This window comes from Longimonas sp. (assembly GCF_040409695.1).
GTDB lineage: Bacteria > Bacteroidota > Rhodothermia > Rhodothermales > Salinibacteraceae > Longimonas.
The window spans coordinates 1-24,817 of record NZ_JARWGJ010000164.1 but is presented as its reverse complement, the minus strand read 5'-3'; the positions used below and the strand labels follow the sequence as shown (position 1 = coordinate 24,817).

Annotated in this window: 21 protein-coding genes and 1 pseudogene; 16 read left to right on the top strand and 6 right to left on the bottom strand. The window is 60.4% G+C overall.

The features are described from left to right. From sufC to obgE, 4 genes and pseudogenes are all read right to left on the bottom strand, one after another. A pseudogene (sufC, locus tag PPP56_RS10325) lies at nt 1–128 on the bottom strand (Fe-S cluster assembly ATPase SufC); the annotation flags it as partial. Nucleotides 129–282: 154 nt separating this feature from the next. Beyond that, the gene (gene sufB / locus PPP56_RS10320) at nt 283–1,743 is read right to left on the bottom strand and encodes a Fe-S cluster assembly protein SufB (RefSeq protein ID WP_353563964.1); all 1,461 of its coding nucleotides are present in this window, start codon (nt 1,741–1,743) and stop codon (nt 283–285) included. A gap of 513 nt (nt 1,744–2,256) precedes the next feature. Further along, nucleotides 2,257–3,444: a DNA-processing protein DprA gene (gene dprA / locus PPP56_RS10315; protein WP_353563963.1), complete on the bottom strand. Its 1,188-nt coding sequence runs from the start codon at nt 3,442–3,444 to the stop codon at nt 2,257–2,259. Continuing rightward, nucleotides 3,444–4,475 carry a GTPase ObgE gene (obgE, locus tag PPP56_RS10310; RefSeq protein WP_353563962.1) on the bottom strand — a complete coding sequence of 344 codons (1,032 nt, stop codon included), beginning with the start codon at nt 4,473–4,475 and terminating at the stop codon, nt 3,444–3,446. Before obgE ends, dprA begins: the two co-directional genes overlap by 1 nt. A gap of 307 nt (nt 4,476–4,782) precedes the next feature. Between obgE and rnhA the strand changes: the two genes are divergently transcribed. The 4 genes from rnhA (at nt 4,783) to PPP56_RS10290 (ending at nt 7,019) form a co-directional block, all read left to right on the top strand. Continuing rightward, entirely contained in the window at nt 4,783–5,229 is a 447-nt protein-coding gene (rnhA, locus tag PPP56_RS10305; RefSeq protein ID WP_353563961.1) for a ribonuclease HI, read from the top strand. A 174-nt stretch (nt 5,230–5,403) separates the two neighbouring features. Continuing rightward, nucleotides 5,404–5,973 carry a 2-amino-4-hydroxy-6-hydroxymethyldihydropteridine diphosphokinase gene (gene folK, locus PPP56_RS10300; protein ID WP_353563960.1) on the top strand — a complete coding sequence of 190 codons (570 nt, stop codon included), beginning with the start codon at nt 5,404–5,406 and terminating at the stop codon, nt 5,971–5,973. Further along, nucleotides 5,970–6,617, top strand: a complete 648-nt coding sequence (locus PPP56_RS10295) for a deoxynucleoside kinase (protein WP_353563959.1) — start codon at nt 5,970–5,972, stop codon at nt 6,615–6,617. The genes folK and PPP56_RS10295 overlap by 4 nt, the downstream gene beginning before the upstream one ends. A 159-nt stretch (nt 6,618–6,776) precedes the next feature. Next, complete coding sequence (locus PPP56_RS10290) at nt 6,777–7,019, top strand: hypothetical protein (RefSeq protein ID WP_353563958.1); 243 nt, start codon at nt 6,777–6,779, stop codon at nt 7,017–7,019. 159 nt (nt 7,020–7,178) lie between these two features. On the opposite strand, the gene PPP56_RS10285 is transcribed toward PPP56_RS10290, so the two are convergent. Then, nucleotides 7,179–7,868, bottom strand: a complete 690-nt coding sequence (locus PPP56_RS10285; RefSeq protein ID WP_353563957.1) for an energy transducer TonB — start codon at nt 7,866–7,868, stop codon at nt 7,179–7,181. Between the two features lie 823 nt (nt 7,869–8,691). On the opposite strand from PPP56_RS10285, the gene carA reads away from it, so the two are divergent. The 12 genes from carA (at nt 8,692) to PPP56_RS10225 (ending at nt 22,160) form a co-directional block, all read left to right on the top strand. Beyond that, nucleotides 8,692–9,828 (top strand): glutamine-hydrolyzing carbamoyl-phosphate synthase small subunit, encoded by a 1,137-nt coding sequence (gene carA / locus PPP56_RS10280; protein ID WP_353563956.1) that lies wholly within the window; start codon nt 8,692–8,694, stop codon nt 9,826–9,828. Nucleotides 9,829–9,899: 71 nt separating this feature from the next. After that, nucleotides 9,900–12,725, top strand: coding sequence for a carbamoyl-phosphate synthase large subunit (carB, locus tag PPP56_RS10275; protein ID WP_353563955.1), 2,826 nt, complete (start codon nt 9,900–9,902; stop codon nt 12,723–12,725). Between the two features lie 618 nt (nt 12,726–13,343). Continuing rightward, a complete protein-coding gene (locus tag PPP56_RS10270; RefSeq protein WP_353563954.1) occupies nt 13,344–14,345 on the top strand; it encodes a DUF6263 family protein in 1,002 nt (333 codons plus the stop codon). Nucleotides 14,346–14,499: 154 nt separating this feature from the next. Continuing rightward, nucleotides 14,500–15,210 (top strand): phosphatidylserine decarboxylase, encoded by a 711-nt coding sequence (locus PPP56_RS10265; RefSeq protein WP_353563953.1) that lies wholly within the window; start codon nt 14,500–14,502, stop codon nt 15,208–15,210. 50 nt (nt 15,211–15,260) lie between these two features. Continuing rightward, nucleotides 15,261–16,106 carry a CDP-diacylglycerol--serine O-phosphatidyltransferase gene (gene pssA / locus PPP56_RS10260; protein ID WP_353563952.1) on the top strand — a complete coding sequence of 282 codons (846 nt, stop codon included), beginning with the start codon at nt 15,261–15,263 and terminating at the stop codon, nt 16,104–16,106. Between the two features lie 109 nt (nt 16,107–16,215). Next, nucleotides 16,216–16,482 carry a phosphoribosylformylglycinamidine synthase subunit PurS gene (gene purS / locus PPP56_RS10255; protein ID WP_353563951.1) on the top strand — a complete coding sequence of 89 codons (267 nt, stop codon included), beginning with the start codon at nt 16,216–16,218 and terminating at the stop codon, nt 16,480–16,482. A 117-nt stretch (nt 16,483–16,599) separates the two neighbouring features. Next, the gene (locus tag PPP56_RS10250) at nt 16,600–16,944 is read left to right on the top strand and encodes an ATP-dependent Clp protease adaptor ClpS (protein WP_353563950.1); all 345 of its coding nucleotides are present in this window, start codon (nt 16,600–16,602) and stop codon (nt 16,942–16,944) included. A 423-nt stretch (nt 16,945–17,367) separates the two neighbouring features. Beyond that, complete coding sequence (locus PPP56_RS10245) at nt 17,368–19,089, top strand: serine/threonine protein kinase (RefSeq protein WP_353563949.1); 1,722 nt, start codon at nt 17,368–17,370, stop codon at nt 19,087–19,089. 74 nt (nt 19,090–19,163) lie between these two features. Then, complete coding sequence (locus tag PPP56_RS10240; RefSeq protein ID WP_353563948.1) at nt 19,164–19,700, top strand: energy transducer TonB; 537 nt, start codon at nt 19,164–19,166, stop codon at nt 19,698–19,700. Nucleotides 19,701–19,814: 114 nt separating this feature from the next. Further along, the gene (locus PPP56_RS10235; RefSeq protein WP_353563947.1) at nt 19,815–21,275 is read left to right on the top strand and encodes a DUF2851 family protein; all 1,461 of its coding nucleotides are present in this window, start codon (nt 19,815–19,817) and stop codon (nt 21,273–21,275) included. Nucleotides 21,276–21,313: 38 nt separating this feature from the next. Then, the gene (locus PPP56_RS10230; RefSeq protein WP_353563946.1) at nt 21,314–21,682 is read left to right on the top strand and encodes a putative quinol monooxygenase; all 369 of its coding nucleotides are present in this window, start codon (nt 21,314–21,316) and stop codon (nt 21,680–21,682) included. A gap of 154 nt (nt 21,683–21,836) precedes the next feature. Next, entirely contained in the window at nt 21,837–22,160 is a 324-nt protein-coding gene (locus tag PPP56_RS10225; protein WP_353563945.1) for a nucleotidyltransferase family protein, read from the top strand. Between the two features lie 315 nt (nt 22,161–22,475). On the opposite strand, the gene PPP56_RS10220 is transcribed toward PPP56_RS10225, so the two are convergent. Then, nucleotides 22,476–24,413 (bottom strand): DNA gyrase/topoisomerase IV subunit B, encoded by a 1,938-nt coding sequence (locus PPP56_RS10220; RefSeq protein WP_353563944.1) that lies wholly within the window; start codon nt 24,411–24,413, stop codon nt 22,476–22,478. Between the last annotated feature and the right edge of the window lie 404 nt (nt 24,414–24,817).

The window sequence follows — 24,817 nt, the reverse complement described above, 5'->3', positions numbered from 1 at the left end:
CCTGATCCATTCGGACCCATAATAGCGTGCACCTCGCCTTCATTAATGGTGAGGTCTACGCCTTTCAGAATCTCAATGTCTTCGTCCTCCACGCTTACGTGCAGGTTTTTCACTTCGAGGAGTGCCATGTGCTGTATAATCGGTTGGTACGTGGTAGTGGGAATGTTGGATGCGCAGGCACGGCCAGGGCCGGCAGCTTTTCTCCGGCCCCTGACCGCTGCGCATGTTCGGTATCATCAGTGTGCGAAGCCACGCAGATGCGTGGCGTAGCCGCGGGTTGGGTTACCCGACGCTGCCTTCGAGCTCAATTGCGAGCAGTTCTTTCGCCTCTACGGCGAACTCCATGGGAAGCTCAGCCAGAATCTCCTGGCAGAAGCCGTTCACGATCAGCTTGAGCGCTTCTTCCTCGCCCAGTCCGCGCTGATGGCAGTAGAACATCTGATCTTCGCCTACCTTCGAGGTGGTTGCTTCGTGCTCAACCTTTGCCGAAGGATGGCCAATCTCGATGTACGGGAAGGTATGCGCGCCGCACTGGTCGCCCAGCAGCAGCGAGTCGCACTGCGAGAAGTTGCGTGCTCCCTCCGCATTCTTTCCGACCTTCACCAGTCCGCGGTAGCTGTTGTTGCTGACCCCAGCCGAGATCCCTTTCGAGATGATGGTGCTCTTCGTGTTTTTGCCGATGTGGTGCATCTTCGTACCCGTATCGGCCTGCTGATGGCCCTTCGTGAATGCCACCGAGTAGAATTCACCGACCGACTCATCTCCCTTTAGAATGACAGATGGGTACTTCTGCGTAACGGCAGAGCCGGTTTCGAGCTGCGTCCAGCTGATCTTGGAACGGTCGCCTTCGCAGATGCCCCGCTTGGTCACGAGGTTATAGACGCCGCCCTCTCCGTCTTTGGTACCGGGGTACCAGTTCTGGATCGTAGAGTACTTAATCTCAGCATCCTCGTGGGCAATGAGTTCGACCACTGCAGCATGCAGCTGGTGCTCCTGGTTCATCGGCGCGGTGCACCCTTCAAGATAGCTCACGTAGCTATCGGGCTCCGCGATGATCAGGGTGCGCTCAAACTGCCCTGTGTTCTGCTCGTTGATACGAAAGTACGTCGATAGCTCCATCGGACAGGTAACGCCCTCGGGCACATAGACGAACGAGCCGTCGCTGAAGACCGCCGAGTTGAGCGCGGCAAACAGGTTGTCCGTGTAAGGCACCACACGACCGAGATACTTCTTCACGATCTCAGGATGCTCACGGGCGGCTTCACCGAACGACATAAAGATGACGCCCGCCTCTTTCAGCTTCTTCTTGAAGGTCGTAGCAACCGACACGCTGTCCATAACCGCGTCAACGGCTACGCCGGTCAAAGCCTTCTGCTCTTCGAGCGGAATACCCAGACGTTCAAACGTCTCAAGAATCTCGTCGGGCACCTCGTCAAGGCTGTCGTAGTTAGCCTTGTTTTTCGGCGCCGAGAAGTAGCGCATATCCTGAAAGTCGGGCTTCACATAGTCAAGGTGAGCCCAGTCCGGGTAGTTGCCGGCTTCGACCTGGCTTTCGAAGTAACGAAATGCTTTCAAGCGCCATTCCAGCAGCCATTCCGGCTCGTTCTTGCGCTCGGAGATATAGCGGACAATGTTTTCGTCGAGTCCTTTCGGTAGCGTTTCAGACTCAATGTCGGTACGCCAACCATGCTCGTACTCCTGGTCGGCTACGCTTTGAAGATACTCGGTTTCGGAAGTGCTCATGGGGCTTCGGAATACGTGATCGTACAGGGCGCGAAGGAGTTAAGGCCTGCGATGCGTGAATCTTGCCTGTGTAAACGCAAGTTTACGACCGGGGCCCATGGTGTAAACACAGGATTACAACCTGCACAGGGGTGGGGCGTTCCTCCGTGAGACACCTCCGTTGCCATTTAATTGCACTTTGACGGAGATGCGCTCTGCAAGGGATACAGGCTCTTTGACCGGATAATGAGAACTGTCTCTCAGGCTGTAAACGAACGTTGACACTCAGAGATCAAGAGAGGGGTTGCTTGTCGAGAGGCACGTTGTACGGGCAAACGAAGGCAGATAGATGCAGGCAGGTAGATGCAGGCAGGTAGATGCAGGCAGGTAGATGCAGGCAGGTAGATGCAGGCAGGTAGACGCAGGCAGGTAGACGCAGGCAGGTAGACGCAGGCAGGTAGACGCAGGCAGGTAGACGCAGGCTGCCTCGCCACGCTATACTAAGCCTGTGATAGCTACCTCTCTAAGTTTTTGTTAGCGCCGCAGAAACTGCTTGCCCGCGGTCTGCTCTACAATGCCCTTAAACTCCAACTGAAGCAGATGGACGAGCGCCTCCGACGCAGGAACCCCGGCTCGTGCACACAGCACGTCGATATGCATTGGAGTGCGCGTCAGTATATTGTAGAGCTGCGCCTCTTTTTCTGTCAGGTCGGGCATAGGGCGCTTTGTGGATGCGGCGCCTGTTGCGCTCTCTCCGTCGTTCGTCGCGGCGCTGCAGCGTTCGTGGCTGTGTGGAAGCGGGGGCAGCTCGGCGAGGATATCGTCTGCGTCCAGCACAAGCTTCGCGTGTCCGCGCTGGATCAGCCGGTTCGTGCCCTTCGACGCTCCGGCTCCAACCGGACCCGGTACGGCAAACACTTCCCGGTTCTGCTCTACAGCGAGCCGCGCGGTGATGAGTGCGCCCCCTTTCTCATGCGACTCGATGACAAGTGTACCGAGCGTGAGTCCGCTCACGATGCGGTTACGCTCTGGGAAGTTTGACGCGTTTGGGTCCTCGTCAAGCGTGTACTCAGAGAGCACCGCCCCCGACTCTATGATAGCATCGGCCAGGCGCGTGTGCTGCTGCGGGTACACCCGCGCAAGCCCTGACCCGAGTACCGCAATGGTGCGGCCGTTCTCTGCAAGCGCCGTTTTGTGTGCGACAGCGTCAATCCCGAATGCAAGGCCGCTTATAATGGTGTAGCCATTCTGCACAAGCGCAGCGGTTAGCGTGCGTGTTATCCGCTTGCCGTAGTCGGTGCACCGCCGCGTGCCAACTACTGCGATGGCGTGCCGGTCGGCGGCCTGCATCGCACCTCGCATCCAGAGGCACGGCGGCGGATCGTACGTGTGGCGCAGCCGCTTCGGATAAGAATCGTCCCACAGCGTAAGGAGACGCACGTTCATCGCTGCAGCGCGCTCAAACTGCCGGTCGACCGCTGCGTGGTCCTGAAATGCCCGAATGGCTTCAGCCGTGTGCGGACCGATGCCGGGTACGTTCGTAAGCACCGAACGCGACGCTGCAAAGACAGCAGTCGGGCGCTTCAGATAGTTAATCAGCATGCGGGTGCGCTGCCATCCTACCCGAGGCACAAGCATTAGCGCCACAAGCGCACGCCGCTCCGCATCGGAGTCCACATCGGGCGCATCAGCATCGGACAGCGAGTCGGCATCGAACAGCATCAGGAGCGGGTCACCTCCGCCGCAGTACGGCGCTTGTGGGCATCTACAGTTTCAAAGAGGCGGCGCTTCAGCGGGTCGAGTCCCATCTGCGCTACAGCACTGGTGGGAAACAGCTCAACGTCTTCAGGAAAGTGCTCTTCGACAACCTCCGGAAGCAGCGATCGCTCTTCAGGCGGCAGCAGGTCGATCTTTGAGAGCGCGACAAAGCGCGGCTTGTCGAGCTGCGAGGCGTCGTACTCGCGCAGCTCGTGCAGCAGCTGCTCGTAGGTCGCCCCCAGGTCGGTCGCATCTATAGGTATAACGAACAGCAGGACCGCCGTGCGTTCAATGTGGCGAAGGAACTGGAGCCCGAGGCCTCGCCCCTCGTGCGCATCTTCAATAATACCTGGCAGGTCGGCCATCACAAACGAGGTGTACTCGTCGAGATAGACCATCCCCAGCGACGGGGTAATCGTCGTAAACGGATAGTCGGCAATCTCAGGCTTGGCTGCCGAAATCGACGACACAAGCGTGCTCTTGCCCGCGTTCGGAAAACCGACCAGCCCGACATCGGCCAGGAGCTTCAGCTCAAGTGCAATTTCTTTCTCTTCACCTGGCTCGCCTGGCTGTGCATGACGGGGCGTCTGGTTGGTTGAGGACTTGAAGAACGTATTTCCTTTTCCTCCACGCCCCCCTTCAGCCACTAACAGGCGGTCGCCGGGCTCAACCACCTCGCCAATCAACGTATCGTTGGTGCGGTCGCGAATTACCGTTCCGGGCGGTACGCGCAGCACAACATCGTCGCCGTCTTTACCCGTTTTGTTGTTACTCCCCCCGGGCTGGCCGTCGCCGGCCTCGTGACGCGTGTTATACCGCAGATCCATAAGCGTATAAAGATGCGGATCTGCCTCCACATATACCGATCCTCCTTCTCCGCCATTTCCTCCGGCCGGACCGCCTTTAGGGACAAACTTCTCGCGGCGAAATGACACGAGCCCGCGCCCGCCGTCGCCACTGCGCACTGTAATTACAACGTGGTCTACAAACTTCATGGCGTGTCTGTGCCTAAACTGGATAGCTGAAGGAAGGCGTTGCTTCTAAACGGTTGCTTCTAACGCAAGACACAGCGTATCTGGTAGACAGATGACACTGCGTAAATGCAACGTGTGTTGGAAGCGCCTGTATGCACTTGGATACGCAACGATACGTCGCCCCAATAGTTTTCACCGGGGCTTGACGGCACTCCGCTGCATCGGTGGAGCCCTGCCCCATAGGTTACAGCGGTGCTAACGCCAAATCAGGCCGGCTGCACCAATGTATGCTTCGCTTACTCTCTCGACTTAGCTTTAACTTTGTAGGATGGACACGATAACTGTGTATACCGACGGCGCATGCAGCGGCAATCCAGGACCTGGAGGCTGGGGGGCGCTGCTCATGCCCGACGGCGACCGCGACAATGCCACGCAGCTTACCGGCGGAGCCATGCAGACGACGAACAACCGCATGGAGCTGACCGCAGCGCTGAAAGCCCTCCAATCGCTTGAAGCGCCCTCCAAAGTCAAGCTGTATACCGACAGTGCCTACGTGTCGCGCGCCTTCAACGACGGATGGCTCGATGGGTGGAAGAAAAATGGATGGCGCACATCGTCTAAGAAGCCAGTCAAAAACAAAGACCTATGGGAAGCATTGGATGCGGAGAACGAACGGCACAACGTTAAATGGGTCTGGGTCAAAGGACACGCCGATAACGCGCTCAACAACTACGTGGATTCGCTGGCTGTAACGGCTATGGAGGACTACAAGTAATCCACGAAGTAACCTACGCACCTTTTTCCATAGACCCATTCTTCATGGCTCCGCGTGCGCCTGCATGCGTTCTTTTCGCATAACAGATGGTGCTATTTCGTATGTACCGTCATAGCGCCTACTGCAAACATCTCTCATCCAGAACGTCGGATCCACGAGACGACCTTTCGGCCTATGCCTGCTTCCGTTTCTTCATGGACGAGCGCCTACCTCGGACTCGGTGCTAACACGGGCCGACGGTACGAGCAGGTAGGCCGTGCCCTGGCACAGTTGGATGCGCAGGACGATATCTCTGTGCGGCGGGTGTCCTCGCCCTACGAAACGGAAGCGCACCGCCTGCCCGGCCAAGATCCGGTGCCGTCTTTCCTGAACGCCGTTGCCCACATACGTACAACCCTCTCTCCCGAGGCGCTCCTGCACCGCACGCAAGCCCTCGAATCCGATGCCGGGCGTGTACAGGCAGCGCGCTGGGCCCCCCGTCCGCTCGACATCGACCTGCTCGTGGTGGGGGCCTCGACGCGGGCTACAGAGCAGCTGACGCTTCCGCATCCCCGCCTGGCCCAGCGGCGCTTCGTGCTTGCTCCCTGGGCCGAGCTTGCCCCGAACCTGTGGGTGCCCGACCCGTTCGACGCTACCGTTGAAAATCTGTACCGGGCCTGTGCCGACCCTCACGCTATTCGCCGGGTCGACCGATCGCTCTCAACGTATCTCTCACTCCCAGAAACACCCCCCTCGCGTCTGTGACTGCATTGTCTGATGATCTTAACTACGTTGTTATTGAAGGTGTTATCGGTGCAGGCAAAACCACCCTGGCCCGCCTGATCGCCGAGCGTTTCGACGGGCGCCTTGTGCTTGAACAGTTTGATGACAATCCGTTTCTGGAACGTTTCTACGAGAACCGGGAGCGCTGGGCCTTTCAGACGCAGCTTGCGTTTCTCGCCAGTCGCTTCCGTCAGCAGAAAGAACTCGGCGCGCACGACCTGTTCCATAGCCTTACGGTCAGCGACTATGCCTTTGATAAGGACCGCATCTTTGCTCACCAGAATCTCTCCGGCGATGAGCTGCAGCTCTACGAAACGCTCTACGAGCACATGGAGCCGAACACCCCCACACCGGACCTGATCGTCTACTTGCGGTCCTCAACCGAACGTCTCTTGCAGAACATCGCGAAACGAGGGCGCCCGTATGAGGAAGACATGGACCCCGACTATATCAAGTCGCTCCATGAAGCTTACGACCATTACTTCTCTCACTATTCGAAGAGCCCTCTTCTGATCGTAAACGCAACTGATATCGACTTTGTGAAGCACGAAAAGGACCTGGATACTCTGATCGGGCACATTACCTCTGCAGAAACGCAGGGCACCACGCACGTGCGCCATCCGTAACTCGTTATCTGTAGCAACTCCTTCGCAGTACTCTGTAATATATCCACATACTACCCACATAGCGGATCTCCCGCCCGTTTCGCGTGCCGCTCAAGAGGTTACCCGGGGGCTCCGTCGGCGCCTCGGACTCTTCATGCTGTGCCTGCTGCCCTGCTCTTTATGGAATACGTCATCATTGGCATCATTATCTACTTTATCCTGCAGGTGGCCGCCAACCTGGTGCGCATCTGGCGTGGATACGGGGGGCAGCCCGGCAGCGGTTCGTTTGGACGACGGAACGGCCATGCCGACCGCATGCTGCGAGAGGACGAAGCCTCACCCCGATTCTGGGGCCGCGATGTAGAAGATGTGTCCTGGGAAGACCTGCCTGAGGAGGATACAAACGACACCGACAAGTCGTAGACTCAGCTTGCAACTCGTAATCCTACTGTCCAATGAAGCGCATCTCATTCTACCGGAAGATGAACGGGTGGATCGATGAAAGTAGGGTAGTGAAAGGGACCTTATGCTCGCTCATCCTTCCACCTACTCCATGTGCCAGCAAAGCATGCGAAGTTAGCATCAGTCGCTTGGCCCAAACCGAAACGTGAGTAGCGTCTGCGTAGGGACCGGCTCCCCTTCTTCTGTTGCCGGACGGAATCGGGCACGGCGTGCCGCTTCAATCGCGGCCTCTTCCAGTCCATACCCGAGCATCTCTACCTTGCGCTCACGCCCATCGTCTTCTACGTACCAACGGCCGCGGATGCGTGCAAACTCCACCACCCCACGTGCATTCACGTCAACGATCACCTCAATGCGCGCCCGGACGTCATCTCCCCGTGCGGCATCGGTATAGGCAGGCTGCGGGGCCTGTACCAGTCGGGCCGAAGTTGTAGGCGTAGCCCGTGCAACCGCCTCCTCAGCCAGTCCGTCGCGCCGCTCGGCATCGTCGCCTGGGTCGTCGACATCAAGCGCAGTGTCGCTCCAGTCAATCTCGACATCAACGAGCACATCTTCGGGAACGACTATCGGGGGCAGCGGAGCAGGTGGTGGCGGCTGGCGACGCAGGTCATGGTCGGTAGGCTGCACCTCCTCCAGTTCGATCCGGTCGCTGCCTACGTCACTGTATAGACGCTCGGCCGGATCCGTATCAGACGGCCAGTATCGCACGACCCCGATGCATAGGAGCAGTGCCGCCACGCATCCCCACAGTACACGGAGACGGTACGTTAGCGACGATCGCCACGAAGAATCTCGAAAAACGGCACTCACAGGAGGAGAATCGTGTATGGGGAAAGCAATGCGCGGTTGAGCAACGGCTGCACCTGCCGGTTGCACGTATCAATTACATGATAGCACCACAGGATACGACGTGGAGCAGTCATTATTCCAGGGAGTGCTGGCACCGCACGAAGTACATAGCCAACATAATGAAGTACATAGCCAACATAACACTGTCTAAACGACTATTGGTGTAGCACAGGTCAATGTTTAGCTGACGCATGTTCACCCCAAAGGTGCTGAGAACAGCTCACACCTTGGCATTGCGAGCAGGTCGCGCAGCTGCGAAGCACTCTCATTGCTGTTAGGCCGGACGCAGCCACCGAATCCACGGCATGAGATCGCACCCCAGGAGTACTCGTTCGCTAACGCTCACAGCGCCGCGTCGGTCGCAGGCTCCCTCATCGCGATGACAATGTTGGCCCCAAACATTCAGGTGTAAGACAGCACTATCTTGTGCGCCCCTGTCTTGTGCACCCTTGTGCGCCAGCCCATGAAGCCCAACCCACACTTATGTGAACAAATCGCTAATGGCAGAAAGAAAGCTTGCGGAACGTCGGGCTATCTTCTACGTTTGGTGATGGAAATTATCGAAGACACCCCGTAATGTCTATACCTGCGCCCCCCAACCGGCTCCTGCTATTGTGGCGTGCTCTGTCCAGAACACAGAGCAGCTACCTGCCCCGTTTTATTAACCTTTCCGTCATTGGCGGAAAGGTTTTTTTATGTGCGGTAGGTCCACATGCACGGTGTGCGCAGGAACGCAGCGGCTGTCTTCTCGCCACTCCCTCTCGCTAACAACCACCCTCTGGCTATGCCAACCCAACCTACCGCCACGCTCGCCCTCTCCGACGGAACGGTGGTCTCGGGCCGTGCAATCGGGCACCGAGGCACCACACGCGGCGAGCTGTGCTTCAACACAAGCATGACCGGCTACCAGGAGATCCTCACGGATCCCTCGTACTACGGCCAGCTGGTGATGATGACGTACCCGCACATCGGCAATTACGGCACAACGCCTGCCGAAAACGAGTCGCATGTGCCCAAAGCCGCCGGACTCATCGTGCGCTCATGCACCGACACACCGAGCGGACCGCCCCGCCGCGAGGCGCTGCACGACTACCTTGCCAAACATGGTGTGGTCGGCATCACCGATATCGACACCCGCGCCCTCGTTCGGCAGATTCGCACTAACGGCGTGCTGAACGCAGTCATCGACAGCAGTGGGGCCGACGCCGGTACGCTTGTGGCCCGCGCCCGCAACTGTCCCGACATGGCCGGGCGTGCCTACGCGCACAAGGTAACTACCCAATACGCCTACACATACAACCGAGACAACGGGCCCACGGTCGTAGTCGTTGACTACGGCGCCAAACGCAGCCTGCTCGACGCCTTTGCCCAGCGCGGCTGTACGGTGCATGTGGTGCCTGCTGCTACGCCGCTTGACAAGCTGCGCTCCTATGCACCTGATGCGCTCTTCCTGTCGAACGGCCCCGGCGACCCGCGTGCCATGCCCGAAGCCGTCGAACACGCTCGGGCCTGCCTCAACGCCAACCTGCCGGTGCTCGGCATCTGCCTGGGCCACCAGCTCATGGCGCTGGCGCAGGGCATGCAGGTCTACAAGATGCGCGTGGGCCATCGCGGCGCCAACCACCCGGTTAAAAATCTTACAACGGGGCGCGTCGAGATCACTACGCAGAACCACGGATTTGCCGTCGATGCGGCGTCGATTCCCGACCAAGGGGCCATTGTCACGCATCGTAACCTGAACGACGATACCATCGAGGGGCTGCGCTATCCTCAACATAAGGCGTTCTCATTGCAGTACCACCCCGAGGCATCACCCGGCCCGCACGACAGCGATTATCTTTTCGATTCGTTCCTGGAGATGATCCCCAATCATGCTCCCGCTCTTCGCACTGCCCGCCACGGTCTCGCCGTTGCGGGTTAATTTTTGGGATGCCCTTGCGCTTTCACTGCGACCGCACGCTGATTCTCTGACTACCGTTTCCGAATCCCCCAATGCCTAAACGCACCGACATCGAGACCATACTGCTGATCGGCTCCGGCCCTATCGTCATCGGGCAAGCCTGTGAGTTCGACTACTCCGGTAGCCAGGCCGCACAGGCGCTGATGGACGAAGGCTACCGCGTGGTGCTCGTGAACTCGAATCCCGCCACCATCATGACCGATCCCATGATGGCCGATGCGGTCTACCTGCAGCCGCTCACGGTCGAGTCCATTACGCGCATCGTCGAAAAAGAGCAGCCCGATGCGGTGCTGCCTACCATGGGCGGACAAACGGCGCTGAATCTAACCGAAGATGTGCAGAAAGCCGGCGTATGGGCTGAGCATGGCGTGGAGCTGATCGGCGTGGACCTCGACGCGGTGCAGCGCACCGAAGACCGCCAGCGCTTTCGCGATCTGATGGAGGACGTTGGCCTCGACCAGGGCCGCAGCCAAACAGCCAAGACCGTCGACGAAGCCGCCGCAGTTACGCGTGACCTGGGCGGACTGCCCGTCGTTATTCGTCCGTCGTATACGCTGGGCGGCTCGGGTGGCGGCATCGTCCGCACCGAAGACGAGTTCGAGCGCATGGTGTCGCGCGGACTGGAGATGAGTCCGGTGCATCAGGTGCTTATCGAGGAGTGCCTGTTCGGGTGGAAGGAGTACGAGCTGGAGCTGCTGCGCGACGCCAACGAGAACGTCGTCATCATCTGCTCGATCGAGAACGTGAACCCGATGGGCGTGCACACGGGCGACTCGGTGACCGTAGCCCCGCAGCAGACCCTCACCGACCGTCAGTACCAGGCCATGCGCGACGCCGCGATCAAGGCGATGCGCTCGATCGGCACGTTTGCGGGCGGATGCAACATCCAGTTTGCGGTGGACCCAGAGACCGGGCGCATGATCGTGATCGAGATCAACCCCCGCGTGTCGCGCTCCTCGGCGCTGGCCTCCAAGGCCACAGGCTACCCCATCGCAAAGGTCGCCACCCGGCTGGCCGTCGGCTACACGCTCGACGAACTGCCGAACGAGATCACCGGCACGAGCGCCTGCTTCGAGCCATCGATCGACTACGTCGTCACCAAGATTCCGCGCTTCAACTTCGACAAGTTCGAGGGCGTCGATGAGGCGCTCACCACGCAGATGAAGGCCGTCGGCGAGGTGCTGGCGCTCGGGCGCACCTTTCCCGAAAGCCTGCAGAAGGCATGGCAGAGCCTGGAGATCGGCTATCACGGACTCGGCGCCGACCGCCCGATTCCCGACCGCGATACCGTACGCGAACGCCTCGAAGCGCCGTACTGGGACCAGCTCCTGCACGTGCGCCACGCGCTCTACCACGAGGCTTCGGTCGAAGAGGTTCACGACGTTACGAAGATCGACCGGTGGTTCTTACGGCAGATCGAGTCGATCGTCGCCATGGAGCAGCAGATCGCCACGCATACGCTCGACACGCTCCCGAACGACCTGCTGCGTGAGGCCAAGCGCTACGGCTTTTCGGATGCGCAGCTTGCCTTCTTGCTTGAAGGCGACCTCAACGACGATACCGTGCGTGCGCATCGCAAAAAAGCAGACATTACCCCGTCTTTCCTCGTCGTAGACACCTGCGCGGGCGAGTTTCCTGCCGACACGCCCTACTACTACTCCAGCTACGACGCCGGCAACGAGCGCCCCACCTCCGACCGCGACAAGGTGCTCATTCTGGGCAGCGGCCCCAACCGCATCGGGCAAGGCATCGAGTTTGACTACGCCTGCGTGCACGGCGTGCGCGCCGCTCAGGAGATGGGCTACGAAGCGCTGATGCTGAACTGCAACCCCGAAACCGTCTCAACCGACTTCAACGTGGCCGACGGCCTCTTTGTCGAGCCCGTCTACTGGGAGCACATCATGAACGTGATCGACCACGAGCAGCCCGAAGGCGTCATCGTGCAGCTGGGCGGGCAGACCGCGCTGAAGTACGCCGAGCGCTTCAAAGAGCACGGCATCCGCGTGCTGGGCACCGACCCCGGCGACATGGACCGCGCCGAGGATCGCGGCCACTTCTCCTCGCTCTTGCAGGAGCTGAGCATCCCCTCGCCACCGTACGGCATGGCACACAGCACCAACGAAGCCGTGCAGCGCGCATCCGACATCGGCTACCCCGTGCTCATCCGCCCGAGCTACGTGCTGGGCGGCGAGGGCATGCGCATTGCCCATACGCCCGCCGAGGTGGAGCGCCACGTCACCTCCATTTTGCAGCGCACGCCGGATAACGCCATCCTGCTCGACCGCTTTCTGGAAGGCGGTACCGAGGTCGACGTGGACGCCATCTGCGACGGCACCGATGTCTGGATCAGCGGCATCTTGGAGCATGTGGAGCCGGCCGGGGTGCATTCGGGCGATTCGACCGCCGTGCTGCCCCCGTACAGTCTCCCTGCCCGCATTCAGGACACTATTCGCGACTACGTGAGCCAGATCGCCCGCGCGCTGGATGTTCGCGGACTGCTCAATGTGCAGCTCGTGGTGCACAATGATTCTGTCTACGTGATCGAGGCCAACCCGCGCGCCTCGCGCACCGTGCCCTTCGTAGCCAAAGCCACCGGCGCGCCCGTCGCCGCCATCGCGACCCGCGTCATGCTCGGCGACACCCTCGCCGCGATGCGCAACGAAGGCCTGCTCGAATCGACCTTGAGCGGCTACGCCTTGAAGCGCCCTGTCTTCTCGTGGGATAAGTTTCCAGAGGTCGCGCAGAAGGTCGGCCCCGAGATGCGCTCCACCGGCGAGGCGATTATCTTCACGGATGTGATGCAGGAGGAGCACCTCAAGCAGCCCTACCCCATGCGGGCGATGACGGTGGCGGGATAGTGTGAAGACGTGAGCAGGCCTTCATCCACTGCCTTCGGCGACCTACAACCTGATTCAGGATCGTGTCGCGGTCGTCACGACCGATGCCCATACATTCTCCTCTGAAGAGGACGGGATGGGTTTCTTTCACGACTCTTATTGGAGAATTGCGGCGCTGCAGAGTCCCCTCCTACCGGGCGCCAGCCCGGAAAGAAGGGGTGCCCAAAGGGTGAGGTGGTCCTTCGCCGAAGGAAGATCCCGGGTTTTCGCTCCGCTTCGCCTGGGATGACTTGTGGTGCTGGGGGTGTCGGCAGTGTCAGAGTTCCCCGGATTTGTCATCGCGAGGAAGGAGCGGAGCGAACGAGTACTTCTGAGGCCCCCGCGCCTTACTCATCGCGAGCGTGCTCGAAAGCTTCCTGTTCGCTTTGTCTCTTTCTCTGCAGGGCGGGAGCCTGCGTCTACGCGATACGGACCCTGCTACCCGGCTGTGAGGAGACGGGATACGGCTTCTTCACTCTAAGAGGCAGGTGCGTGGGCATCCCTCCATAAATATTCCGATTACGCACACTGACTTTCTGCTTTCGAGCGCTTATATTGCGTGCGGTACACACTATATGCTACTATCTTTTCGAGCCTCCTATGATACGGTTATCCCAGACCTGTACATCCATCGTTCCCCTGCTTCTGGGAGCGTTTCTACTTATCGGGCTTACGGCCTGTGGCAGCACAGAGTCTGCCACCGAGGCAGCGGCTCCTGTTGCTGAGCGGCCGGTCTGGGACCTGGGGGATGGCACGTACATGCTGCGTCTTGCCCCCGAAACAGCGTCTGCCTACCGCGTTACGCAGCAGCAGATGAGCGATATGAACATGGTTGTTGCGGGCAACGAGATTGACGTGACTCAGAACCAGACCATCACCCAGCGGATGCACATTGCCGACTACACGGCCGACGGCATTACCGTGATCGAGAATACCATAGAGCGCATTCAAGCCGAAGGCGGCAGCATGGGACAGACCGCTTCATACGACAGCGACGCCGAAGACGAGGCCAGTCCCCTCGCCGCGCAGTTTGATCCGATGATTGCCCAGACGCTCCGCCTGGAGCTTAGCCCGTCGGGCGCGTTTGTAGGCGACCGCGATACGCTGGAGGCGCAGATCGCGTCGATGATGGGAGGTGCTGAGGACAATGCGATGGTATCGGCCGATATGCTGATTGACCCGATCCTGAGTCAGTTTCAGTTCTACCCCGAAGACCCCGTGTCGGTCGGCGACAGCTGGACCGCTGACACCGAGATGAACGTGGGCATTCCCTTTTCGGTCGTAAGCGTCTACACGCTCACATCAGTCGACGACGGACTCGCGACCCTCGATGTAACCATTGAGATGGATTCGGATGGGGCTCCCATGGAACTGGGGCCGGGCGCTACCGCTGAGGCGTTCCTCTCCGGTTCGCAGACGGGTACGATGACGGTGGACCTGCAGTCCGGGCTTATGATGACGTATGAGCAGGGCGGATCGATCTCAGGGTTTGCTGAGTTTACGGCGCCCGGCCAGAATGAGGTGATGGAGATCGATATGGCTATCGATAGCGAAAACACGTACCGTGTGGAGCGCATCACGGATGCGGCAGCCAGCGAGTAACTCCCGGGTAACTCTGCTGCGTTTATATCGTAGCTATACACCGTGTAGCTATATGGCGGGGCTCTTCGAAAGTACAGGAATCTCATGCACCTGAATCTCCTGGCGCTTGGAGGCCCCGCGTTCTGTTTTCCCATGTAAGATCCTTTTTGGTTCTGTGCGTCTTGCTCCTGAAGGCTATTCTCTTATTGGCGGTGCTACGGCACTCGCTGCGTTGTTTACTGGCATTGGACTGTGGCTGGGTGGCATCTGGCTGGTGCTGCTGGCCACGGTGGGAGGCGCCGCGCTGGCGTTTACGGTGTGGTTCTTCCGCGACCCCGAGCGCGAGGCGCCCCGCGAGGCGCGTACGGGTACTGCGCTGGTAGCCCCTGCCGATGGCAAAGTCGTTGAGATCGTAGAGGATGAGTCGTCAGACTTCATCGAGGGCCCCGTGCGGCGCCTGTCGATCTTTCTTTCGCCACTGAACGTGCACGTGAACCGGGCTCCAGCAACAGGTACCATTGCCTGGACGCGCTACATTCCAGGGGAGTATCTGGTGGCCTGGCATCCGAAGGCGAGCGAGAAGAACGAGCGCTCCGAGATCGGAATGCACCACACCTCCGGCATCCCGATTATTTTCAAGCAGATTGCCGGGGCGGTGGCGCGGCGCATTGAGTTTCACCTGGAGGCCGACGATCAGGTGGAGGCCGGCGAGCGCTACGGCATCGTGAAGTTTGGCTCGCGCATGGACATCCTGGTCCCTCGTTCGGTGTCGTGGACGGTTGACATTGGCACGCGTGTGCGCGCCGGCGAAACGATCATCGGGTATGTGCCCGCTCCTGCAGCCGACGATGCGCCTGCACCGCGTGCCTCGGCATCGTCGGCGTAGCGCCTTTCGCCGTATAGTCTCTGTACCCGCTCATCACCAGCGCCTCTCTTATGCGCGCCACCGCTTCTGCCTCGCCCAGTGCCTCGCCCGACAGCGCGTCACGTCGCCGGGAGATCCGAAAACGATTTAACGCGTATCGCGAGACCCGGCGCGAGCTGCGCAGCGAGCGGCCGCCGCCCCGCGTCGCGGTGCCGTCGTTTTTTACGCTGCTCAACCTGTTCTGCGGGTTTCTCGCGCTTACGCAGGTCTGGGAAGGCAATTTTGTGATAGCCTGCTGGCTGATCGTAATGGCCGGGTTCCTGGATCTTCTCGACGGGATGATGGCCCGCCTGGCCAACGCCGTGAGTCCGTTTGGCGTAGAGCTCGACTCGCTGAGCGATGTCGTTTCGTTCGGTGTGGCGCCCGCCTTCCTGGTGTATGTGTACAGCCTGCACGAATTTGGGCCGCTGGGGTTTATCGTGGCTGCGCTTCCTGCCCTCTGTGGGGCGGTACGCCTGGCGCGCTATAACATGAACTTCGACGGAGAGAAGAAAGACTACTTCGAGGGCCTTCCCATCCCTGTGCAGGCAGTTGCCCTGGTCGCTCTCATCCTGACCGCCGAAAACGCCGCATGGGGGGCGCTGCTCGCCCAGCTTCAGGTGATCGTGCCCGCCGTGATTGTGCTGTCGGCCCTCATGGTGTCGAGCATCGACTTCGACGCGATTCCACGCCCGACCGTAGCGTACATCCGCAAACGCCCTCAGAAGGTGCTTGCTTACGTGCTGGCCGGACTGCTCGTGATAGCGCTGCAAGAAGTAGGCCTGCTGGTTGCGCTAACGCTCTATGTAACACATGGCATGGGGCAAGCGGCCTATCGACTGGGGAAGGCACTCATGACGCCGGTGAGCGCATCGTAGCCGCGCGCTGCCTGCCCCGCGAACGTGTTGACCCGTTGCAACGTATTGCTGCAATGAGTTCTTGGTCTTCTTCTGTTTTCTCCTTCCGCTTTCTGAACCTGTGCCTGGCATGACTTACCACGCAACGATCTCTGTTACGCTCCGTCCGTCGATCCTTGACCCCGAAGGCAAGGCTGTACACCAGGCCCTGCAGAACCTGGGGCAGACGTCTATCGCCAACGTTCGGGTTGGCAAGCGCTTCGAAATGGATATTGAAGCCGACACCGAGAGCGAGGCGTACCGCATCGCCGAAACGGCATGCGAGAACGTGCTCGCGAACCCGGTGATGGAGAACTATGCCATTGAAGTCGAAGCGCCCGCTGGCATCTCGGCGTAACAGTCTTGGCTCTCGCAGCCGCGGTAATCAACGGACACGGGCACCGCTGTCCGTAGTCTTCGTATTGTCCTCGCTACGCGTGTGGCGCTCTTGTTCGGTTTTGGCTCCCTGATCTCTATGCGTGTTTCTGAACGCTCCATCTTGTCGTCTGCCTTTTCGTTTGCCTGTGCCGCTCCCGAAACGGCTACCCCCGATGTGGAAGTCATCGAAAAGGAAGATGATGGCACAGACACCGACTCGCCCTGGTCGGTCATCCTGTATAACGACGACGTGCACACCTTTCAAGAGGTCACCCGGCAGCTTATGAAGGCTACTGGCTGCTCTCCGTCGAAGGCGGAATCGCTCACGTGGCGTGTGCACACTAACGGCAAGGCCCGCGTGTATGAGGGGGATTTTCAGGAATGCTTTGAAGTGCAGTCTGTGCTAAAGGAGATCGATCTGAACACTGAGATCCAGGGGTGACTCATACCCGGCGTTAATGCACGTTCGGGGTTCCCCCCGGTGGGTCTTCATCGGGCTTTCCTGCTCTCTCGTCAGATCATTTTTGTTTGTTAACACAGCCCATACGCTCTATCCAGTACCTTACCTACCAAGACAACGTCCCTTGTACGTTTCTTCGCAAGAAAACAGGGCTGCTCGCTGCGTGAAAACGTGCGAGACTATTTTTTTGTGGGCTCTGCCTGGGCCTTTGCATTGGCACACCATCCCGCTGGGCTCTGCCAGCCCCACCACTGGCTCGCTGCCTGGTTTGCATCTTTGCAACCGGTTGTAAAGATCTTCTCGGGCGGCGCCCCCTACTGGATGTGCCACCTGGATGTGCCACCTGGATGTGCCACGTAGTCCCCTATTCCCGAACCGACCTCCCGTATATCTACCCCACCCACCATGGAACTGACCCCGCTTACCGTGCTGGACAAAAAGTACACTGTCCGGCGCACCCTCGAAGATTCCAGCCCGTTCGACTATAAGTACCTGGGGGAGCGATTTAATAGCAGCGAAGAGGTTATCATACGCGAGTTTTTTCCGGCTCCCCTGGTGCGCCGCCGTGCCGGGAAAACCTCTATCGAGCTTACTGGAAGCGACCAGCAAGAGGCGTTCGAGCAAGGGCTCGACTACTTCGAGAAGGAGTCTACCGTTCTGAGTCAGCTGCAGCACCGGGCGCTTCCCAAAGGATATGATGTGTTTGAGGCAAACGGCACGCTCTACCGGGTACGTGACCAGCATCCGAGCATGTCGCTTGCGGAAGGTCTCTCGGCAAAGGGCACGCTCCCGGAAAAAGCTGCACTCACCATCATGGTGCCTGTGCTTGAAGCCCTGCATATCGCACACCAGAAAGGCCTCTACCACGGCAGCATCTCGCCCGAAACGATCCGGCTGCTGCCCGACGGGCAAGTTCTCGTTACGGGCTTTCGCGGTGCATACCTGCAGCTTGCTCGCGACCTCGATACGCTGGATGCATTTATCCAGCCGGGCACGAGCGCCATTGAGCAGTACACGCCCCGCGCCGCGCAGAGTCCTGCAACCGATGTGTATGCCGCCGCCGCCACCATCTGCATGATGGTAACGGGCACAACCCCGCCCGAAGCCACCGAGCGGCTCTCGGAAGACACCGCCGACCCGATGGAACTGCTCGTGCAAGATGCCGACGCCTTCACCTCTCCCGAGGTCCGCGACGTGCTCTTGGAGGCGCTGCGGGTCGACCCCTCTAAGCGCATCCAGTCGGCCAACGCACTGCGCGAGACGCTCGTGCGCGCATCCAAACGCTACGACGATTCCGATGAAGCCTACGTCGTCGTTCCCGTCGAAGACGACCGCGGGCCTGCCGAAGCCACTGTGATTAGCGAAGAAAGCACAGAAAGCACTGGAGGCAGCAAAACACCCCTCCTCATCAGTGCCGTAGCCGCCATGCTGATGGCCGGACTCGCCGCCTGGCTGGTCTTTGGCGGTGAGGAGGCCGATGCCTGCACGGGGTTTGCATCCGTATCCATTAACGACGCCCGCACATGCTACGCTACCTACCAGGACGAGCGGCCCGTAGAGGTCACCGTCGAAGGAATCATCACACGCGCGCATAGCGACTACGTGCGCCTGCAGGATGAAAGCGGGCCGCTCGGTGCAAGCGGCATCGTAGTGCGCCGTACCGCAGGTCCGTTTCACGATGCCATAAACAGTGGCGAGCTTGCTGCCGGCACCGCCGTGCAGGTAAGCGGCACGCTCTCCGACTTCAACGGCCTCCTTCAGATCAACGAGCAGAACCTGCGGGACTATGAGGTTGGCGATACGCACGCTCTCCCCTCGCCTCTCGAGGTCGATCTTGCCACGATTGCTGACGACGGACTTGCCTACGAAAGCGTGCTTGTACGCCTCAGCACCTTGCAGCTTCGCGCCGACGGCCCGACGTTTGAGCAGCAGTCCAACTACGTGGTTGCGCAAGACGATCGCACCGCAACCTTCCGCGTGCAGCGCCCCTCAGAAACCGAACTGCCCGGAATGGCGATTCCGGAAGGAACATTCAACTATGAGGGTGTTGTCGGACAGTTTCAGGGAGAGCCGCAGCTGCTTCCTGTTTTGCGCGATGACCTGATTCTTGACGCTGACGGCGAGTAGCCCGCCTCGGATCGCTACAGCGGTGCCTCCGTGTACCTATCTGTCGCTTGTTCTCTTTCCCCAAGCTCTATACCATGCATACCCTGTTCGCCCGCATTCCATTGCTTATCGGCGTCGCCCTTGCTGGTCTTGCTACCGCCATCGGGGGATGCGGAAGCTCTGCCGACAATGTGACCTACACCGCCGACAACGCTCCGGTCGTCTACCGCGCCGTGCCTGATGATGCCTCGGTGTATACGTCTGAAGAAGCCAATGAAGTGCCTGATATAGACGGCGATACCGAGGCGCTCATCCGCGAGATTGACTACCCCAGTGTCGATTATGATGCGGACGTGGAGGGCGTCGTGCTCGTTTCGTTTATCGTGGGCCCCGATGGGCTGGTCTACGAGCCCGATATCGTTGAGTCGGTCTCTCCCGGGTTGGATCGCGAGGCCATGCGGGTACTGCAGCAGGTGGACTGGACGCCCGGCCGCTATCGGGGCGAGCCGGCCTACGTGGCTATGGAGCTGCCCGTTCCCTTTCGCCTGGCCGACCACACCCCCTCGCAAGAGCGCCCCGGCGTTGAGCCGCCTTCGCAATCTCAACCACAGCCGCCCAGGCCACCCCGTTGAACCGCCAAGTCGAGTGAAGTGGTAGCCGAAGCGGTAGCGATCTGAAACGTTGCGTTTTATAGATACCCGGAGTCTTCATAGTAGCCCTATGTTGGACAAGCTCCTCCCGGTATCATGACTCGCCCTGCGCCCCCTCGCTCTACGCCCCCCCGCCCCACGCCTCCGCCCGCCTCCACGTCCTCAGGACCGCGCGCCTACCTGTATACCATCGACGACACGAACGTCGCTGTTACGCTGCACGAACCCGCCCGGTCGCTCCCGGAGCGCGTTCCCGAGGCGCTCGTGCAGGACCTGTGGGCCCGCCAGTCGGTCAACCCAGACCAGTGCTACACCGTAGACGGGCGCCTCGTGCAGGTCCTCGACCCCGGCACGCTCAACACCGATGCCGGGCCCGATTTCCGGGATGCCCACCTTCGCATTGGCACCATGGCCTGGCGCGGCGATGTCGAGATCCACAACCAGTCACACGGCTGGATCGCCCACAAGCACGACCGCGACCCGCGCTACAACAGCGTGGTCTTGCACGTAACCCTGACCACCGACATGTGGACCGGTCGGCTCCGGCGGTCCGATGGCTCCCCGCTCCCCGAAATGGTGCTCGACCGGGCCTTGAACGTTCCCCTACGATCGGCCCTGCACCGCTTCCTGACGCAGCCGGATGCGCCCCTGCTCTGCGCCTCGCAATGGGATCAGGTGGATACGGACGTTGCGGCACGTTGGATGCGCCAGCTCGGACGCGTGCGCATCCGCCAGAAAGCCGATGCGCTCACGGATCCGCTGGAAAAAGCGCTCTTTGAGCGTGTCTGTGCCGGCATGGGCTACGCCAAGAATGATGAGGCCATGAGCGCCCTGTCAGCCCGCTGTCCGCTCTCTTTTCTGCGCACGCTGCCCGACGCCGAGACCATCGAAGCAGCCCTGCTCGGCTGGGCCGGACTCCTGCCTGGCCCGGAAGATCTCGTTGAGGCCGACCGCCCCACCGCAGACTACGCCATGCGGCTACGCGACATCTTCCGGCGCCTGCGTCAGACGCACAACGCACCGCCGATGTCTACCGAGCGATGGACGTTCTTTCGCCTCCGCCCGAATAACGTGCCGCCCCTGCGAGTTGCCCAGCTGGCCCGGTGGATCGCACCAGGAGGGTGGCTGCGTGCGCATCCCATAAACACAGCCAACAGCGCACTTGAAGCACCCAATCCGCGCGCTGCGCTACAGTCGATGCTTGCCAGCGAGCCCGGTCTGTTCTGGCAGACCCACCGGCGCCTCGATCGCACATCGAAGCCGTACCGCCCCACGCTCGGCACGCGGCGCCGCGACACACTCATCTTGAACGCGCTGGTGCCGGTGCTGCTGCGCCACCGCCGTGCGACCGGGGGGTCGCTCGACCCGGTCTGGCACACGCTCAATGCGCTGCCCGTAGCCTCCGACCGGGTGACGCGCCTCTATCGCGAACTGGGCACGCGGGCCGACGACACGGTGATGGCGCAGGGGATGCATGAGCTGTATCGAGCGTATTGCACCGAGGGGCGCTGCCTGCAATGCGACATCGGCACGTCGATTCTCACTGGCAATTCGTAGCGCCTGGTATGCACGGGCGGCTATCTTGCAGCTATCTTATGGGCACGTCCAATGATTATTACCGACTTGCTCTTGCTATGCTCATTCGCATCGTACGCCTGCCGCTCGACCCGTCTCGCGTCGCCGACTTCAAGGCCCACTTTGCCGAGGTGGCCCCACAGATCCGCCAACAGCCCGGATGTACGCACCTGGAGCTGTGGACCAATGCCTCCTATCCAAGTGTAATGATCACCCACAGCCACTGGACCGGCGATGCCGCCCTGCAGACCTACCGGCAGAGCGACCTATTCAAGGCGGCGTGGGCGACCGTAAAACCCATGTTTGCGGCGCGTCCGCAGGCCTTCAGCGCCTCAGTGTCGCACCCCGCGGCTGCCATCGAAGCAGAGGCCACAAACCAGCGTACGTGACATCGCATCTCAGAGTCGTTTCTCCCCTGCGCTTAGGACGTCCGTTCCTGCCTTGTGGATCGACCGAACCGTCCTGTACGTCGCATACTGCCCCGAATCCTGCAAGTCGGGTATCGAGTATGAAGCAAACACCATGAATGCGATTTCCAGTGCCATGACGACCCTCGCAGACCTAAAACAGGCCCTTCGCGACGAGATGCCGTACCTGCGGGAGCGTTACCACGTTGACCAGATTGGCATCTGTGGGTCGTTTGTGCGGGGCGACCAAACCCCTGAAAGTGATGTAGATCTGCTCGTCACGTTTACCGAAACGCCTACGCTCTATGAGTTTGTAAACCTGAAGCGCTACCTCGAACGCTCGCTGGACCGCGACGTTGACCCGGGGATGCCTTCAGCCCTCAAGGAGAGTCCAGCCACCGATAACATCCGACGAGAAGTGCAGTATTTTGACGAGACGTGGACCCATCTCTCTGCTTAAACTCGCCTCCAAGCTATGGTTTATGCAGCTGGTCCGCGTACCGAACCACTAGACTTCGCTGGACATCATGCCATGTTTGTCATGCTGAACGTAGTGAAGCATCTCAGCGCTGTGTGGCCAGGGGCTCTGCTGCTCAGTGTCCGCGAGGTGCACCCTACGCGCACCGAACGAGGCGAGCCCGTAGGCAGGGCGTTGAGATCCTTCCGCCTGGCGGCGTCAGGATGACTTGCAGCGCGACAATATTCTGTATCTCGTGGCGATGCTCCGCGTCGCCACGCGAGAACGGACGCTCCAGCGTCCCCAACAAATCGCCCCCTACACATCCAGTTCATCCGCTTCCGTCGCGTGCTGCATGATGAAATTGAAGCGTGCCGACGTATCACGGCCCATCAGATCGGTGATGGTCTGCTCGGTGTGCAGGCGCTCCGTATCCGGAATCGTAACCTCCAGCAGGCGGCGCTTGTCGCGGTCGAGTGTGGTGGCGTTCAGCGTCTTCGGCATCATCTCGCCCAGCCCCTTAAAGCGCTGAATGTCCACATTCAGGTTGCGTCCGTCGCTCTTGATCTCGTCAATGATCGCGTCGCGCTGGGCGTCATCGAGCGCCCAGTGGGTCTCCTTGCCGGCGTCGATGCGGTAGAGCGGCGGCTGGGCGATGTACACGTAGCCGCCCTCAATCAGCGGCGTCAGGTAGCGGTAGAAGAAGGTGAGGAGCAGCGTTGAGATGTGATGCCCGTCCGAGTCGGCATCCATTAAGAGAATGATCTTGTGGTAGCGCAGGTGATTCAGGTTGAAGCCCTCGCCGAGCCCGCATCCCAGCGCCTGCACGATGTTGGACAGCTCCTTGTTGTTCTGCACGCGCTTGAGCGATGCCTGCTCGGCGTTCAGGACCTTCCCGCGCAGCGGAAGCACCGCCTGGGTCGCACGGTCGCGGGCCTGCTTGGCCGAGCCGCCCGCCGAATCGCCCTCCACGATAAACAGCTCGCACTCGCCCGGCACATCCGACGAACAGTCGGCCAGCTTGCCAGGTAGGTTCAGGCGACGCGATGTGCTGCTGCTCTTGCGGGCCCGCGAGGCGGCACTCCGACTGGCTTTGCGCGCCTTGGCCGCCTGAATCACACGCGTGGCGATGGCCTCGCCCGTAGTCGGATGGTCGTTCAGGTACTGCTCCAGCTCCACACGCACCGAACTGCTCACCTGCGAGCGGACCTCCGGATTGTTGAGCTTGTCCTTCGTCTGACCCTGAAACTGCGGATCCACATGAAACAGGTTCACAATCGCCACCAGCCCCTCGCGGGTGTCGTCGCTGGCAATGTCGAGCCGGTGCGGCACCAGGTCGTGGGTGTCCATGTACGCCCGCAGCGTGGTGCGCACGGCGCGGCGCAGCCCTTGCTCGTGCGTGCCGCCGTCCTGCGTGGGGATGCCGTTCACGTACGACAGAATCTTCGGCTTCGGCGCATCGGTCCACTGCAACGCCACCTCCAGCCGCCCGTCGCCCTCAAAGTCGTCATCCACCAGCGAAAACACATCGTCGTGGATCGGCGCCACCTGCAAGTCCTCCAGGATGTGCTCCAGGTACTCCACGATGCCGCCCTCATGCTGAAAGACGTGGCGCTCGTCGTTCACCTCATCCTTGAACACGATCTTGAGCGACCGATTCAGGAAGGTCTTCACCTCCAGCGTCTCCTTGATCCAGGCCGGGTCGAACGTGGTCGACTCGAAGATCGTCGCATCCGGACGAAAAAAGATCTCGGTGCCGGTGCCGTGCGGATCGTCCTCAATCTGCTCCACGTCACCCAGTGGCGTGCCCGCCCGGTACTGCTGCCGGTACGCCCCGCCATCGCGCTTCACGGTGGCCACCATCTCCTCCGAGAGTGCATTCACCACCGAAGCGCCCACCCCGTGCAGTCCGCCCGAGGTGATGTAGTTGCTGCCGTCAAACTTGCCGCCCGAGTGCAGCGTGGTCAGGATCAGCTGCAGCGTAGAAATGCCCTTCTCCGGATGAATATCCACCGGGATGCCGCGCCCGTTGTCGCGCACGGTCATGCTCTGCCCATCCTCATGCAGCACCACATCGATGTACGAGGCATAGCCGTTGGTGGCCTCGTCAACGGCGTTATCCACCACCTCCCACAGCATATGGTGCAGCCCGGGCTTACCGGTACCGCCAATGTACATGCCGGGCCGCTTGCGCACCGGCTCCAGCCCTTCGAGCACTTGAATGTCTTTGCCGGTATAGGTCGTCGTATCTGCCATGAACTGTCTGTTCGTATGGGTTAGAATACAGGGGGATGCGGAACGTCGTGCCGTCCCAACATACGGATGCGTACTCCACAGGCTCCATCGCCGCACTGGGGCTCCAGTCGCGCAGGTTGAGCTCTCAGCTCAGGCCCGTTCGTCCGGCGCAGCGCGGAGGGATATGCATGCCCTTGCGCACCAAGACATCCGTTTGCACCTTGTCATCCTGAGCGCAGCCGAAGGATCTCCCCCACGCCCGACATGGCCTTGCACCTGGCAGGTACTTGACGATAGAGCAGGAGATGGTTCGACGCGCTTCGCTTGCTCACCATGACACTGCACACAGGCTGTCATCTTGAGCGAGGCGCAGCCAAGTCGAAGGATCTCCTGCATGGTCAGCAGCGCCGCCCACCCGCTCAATC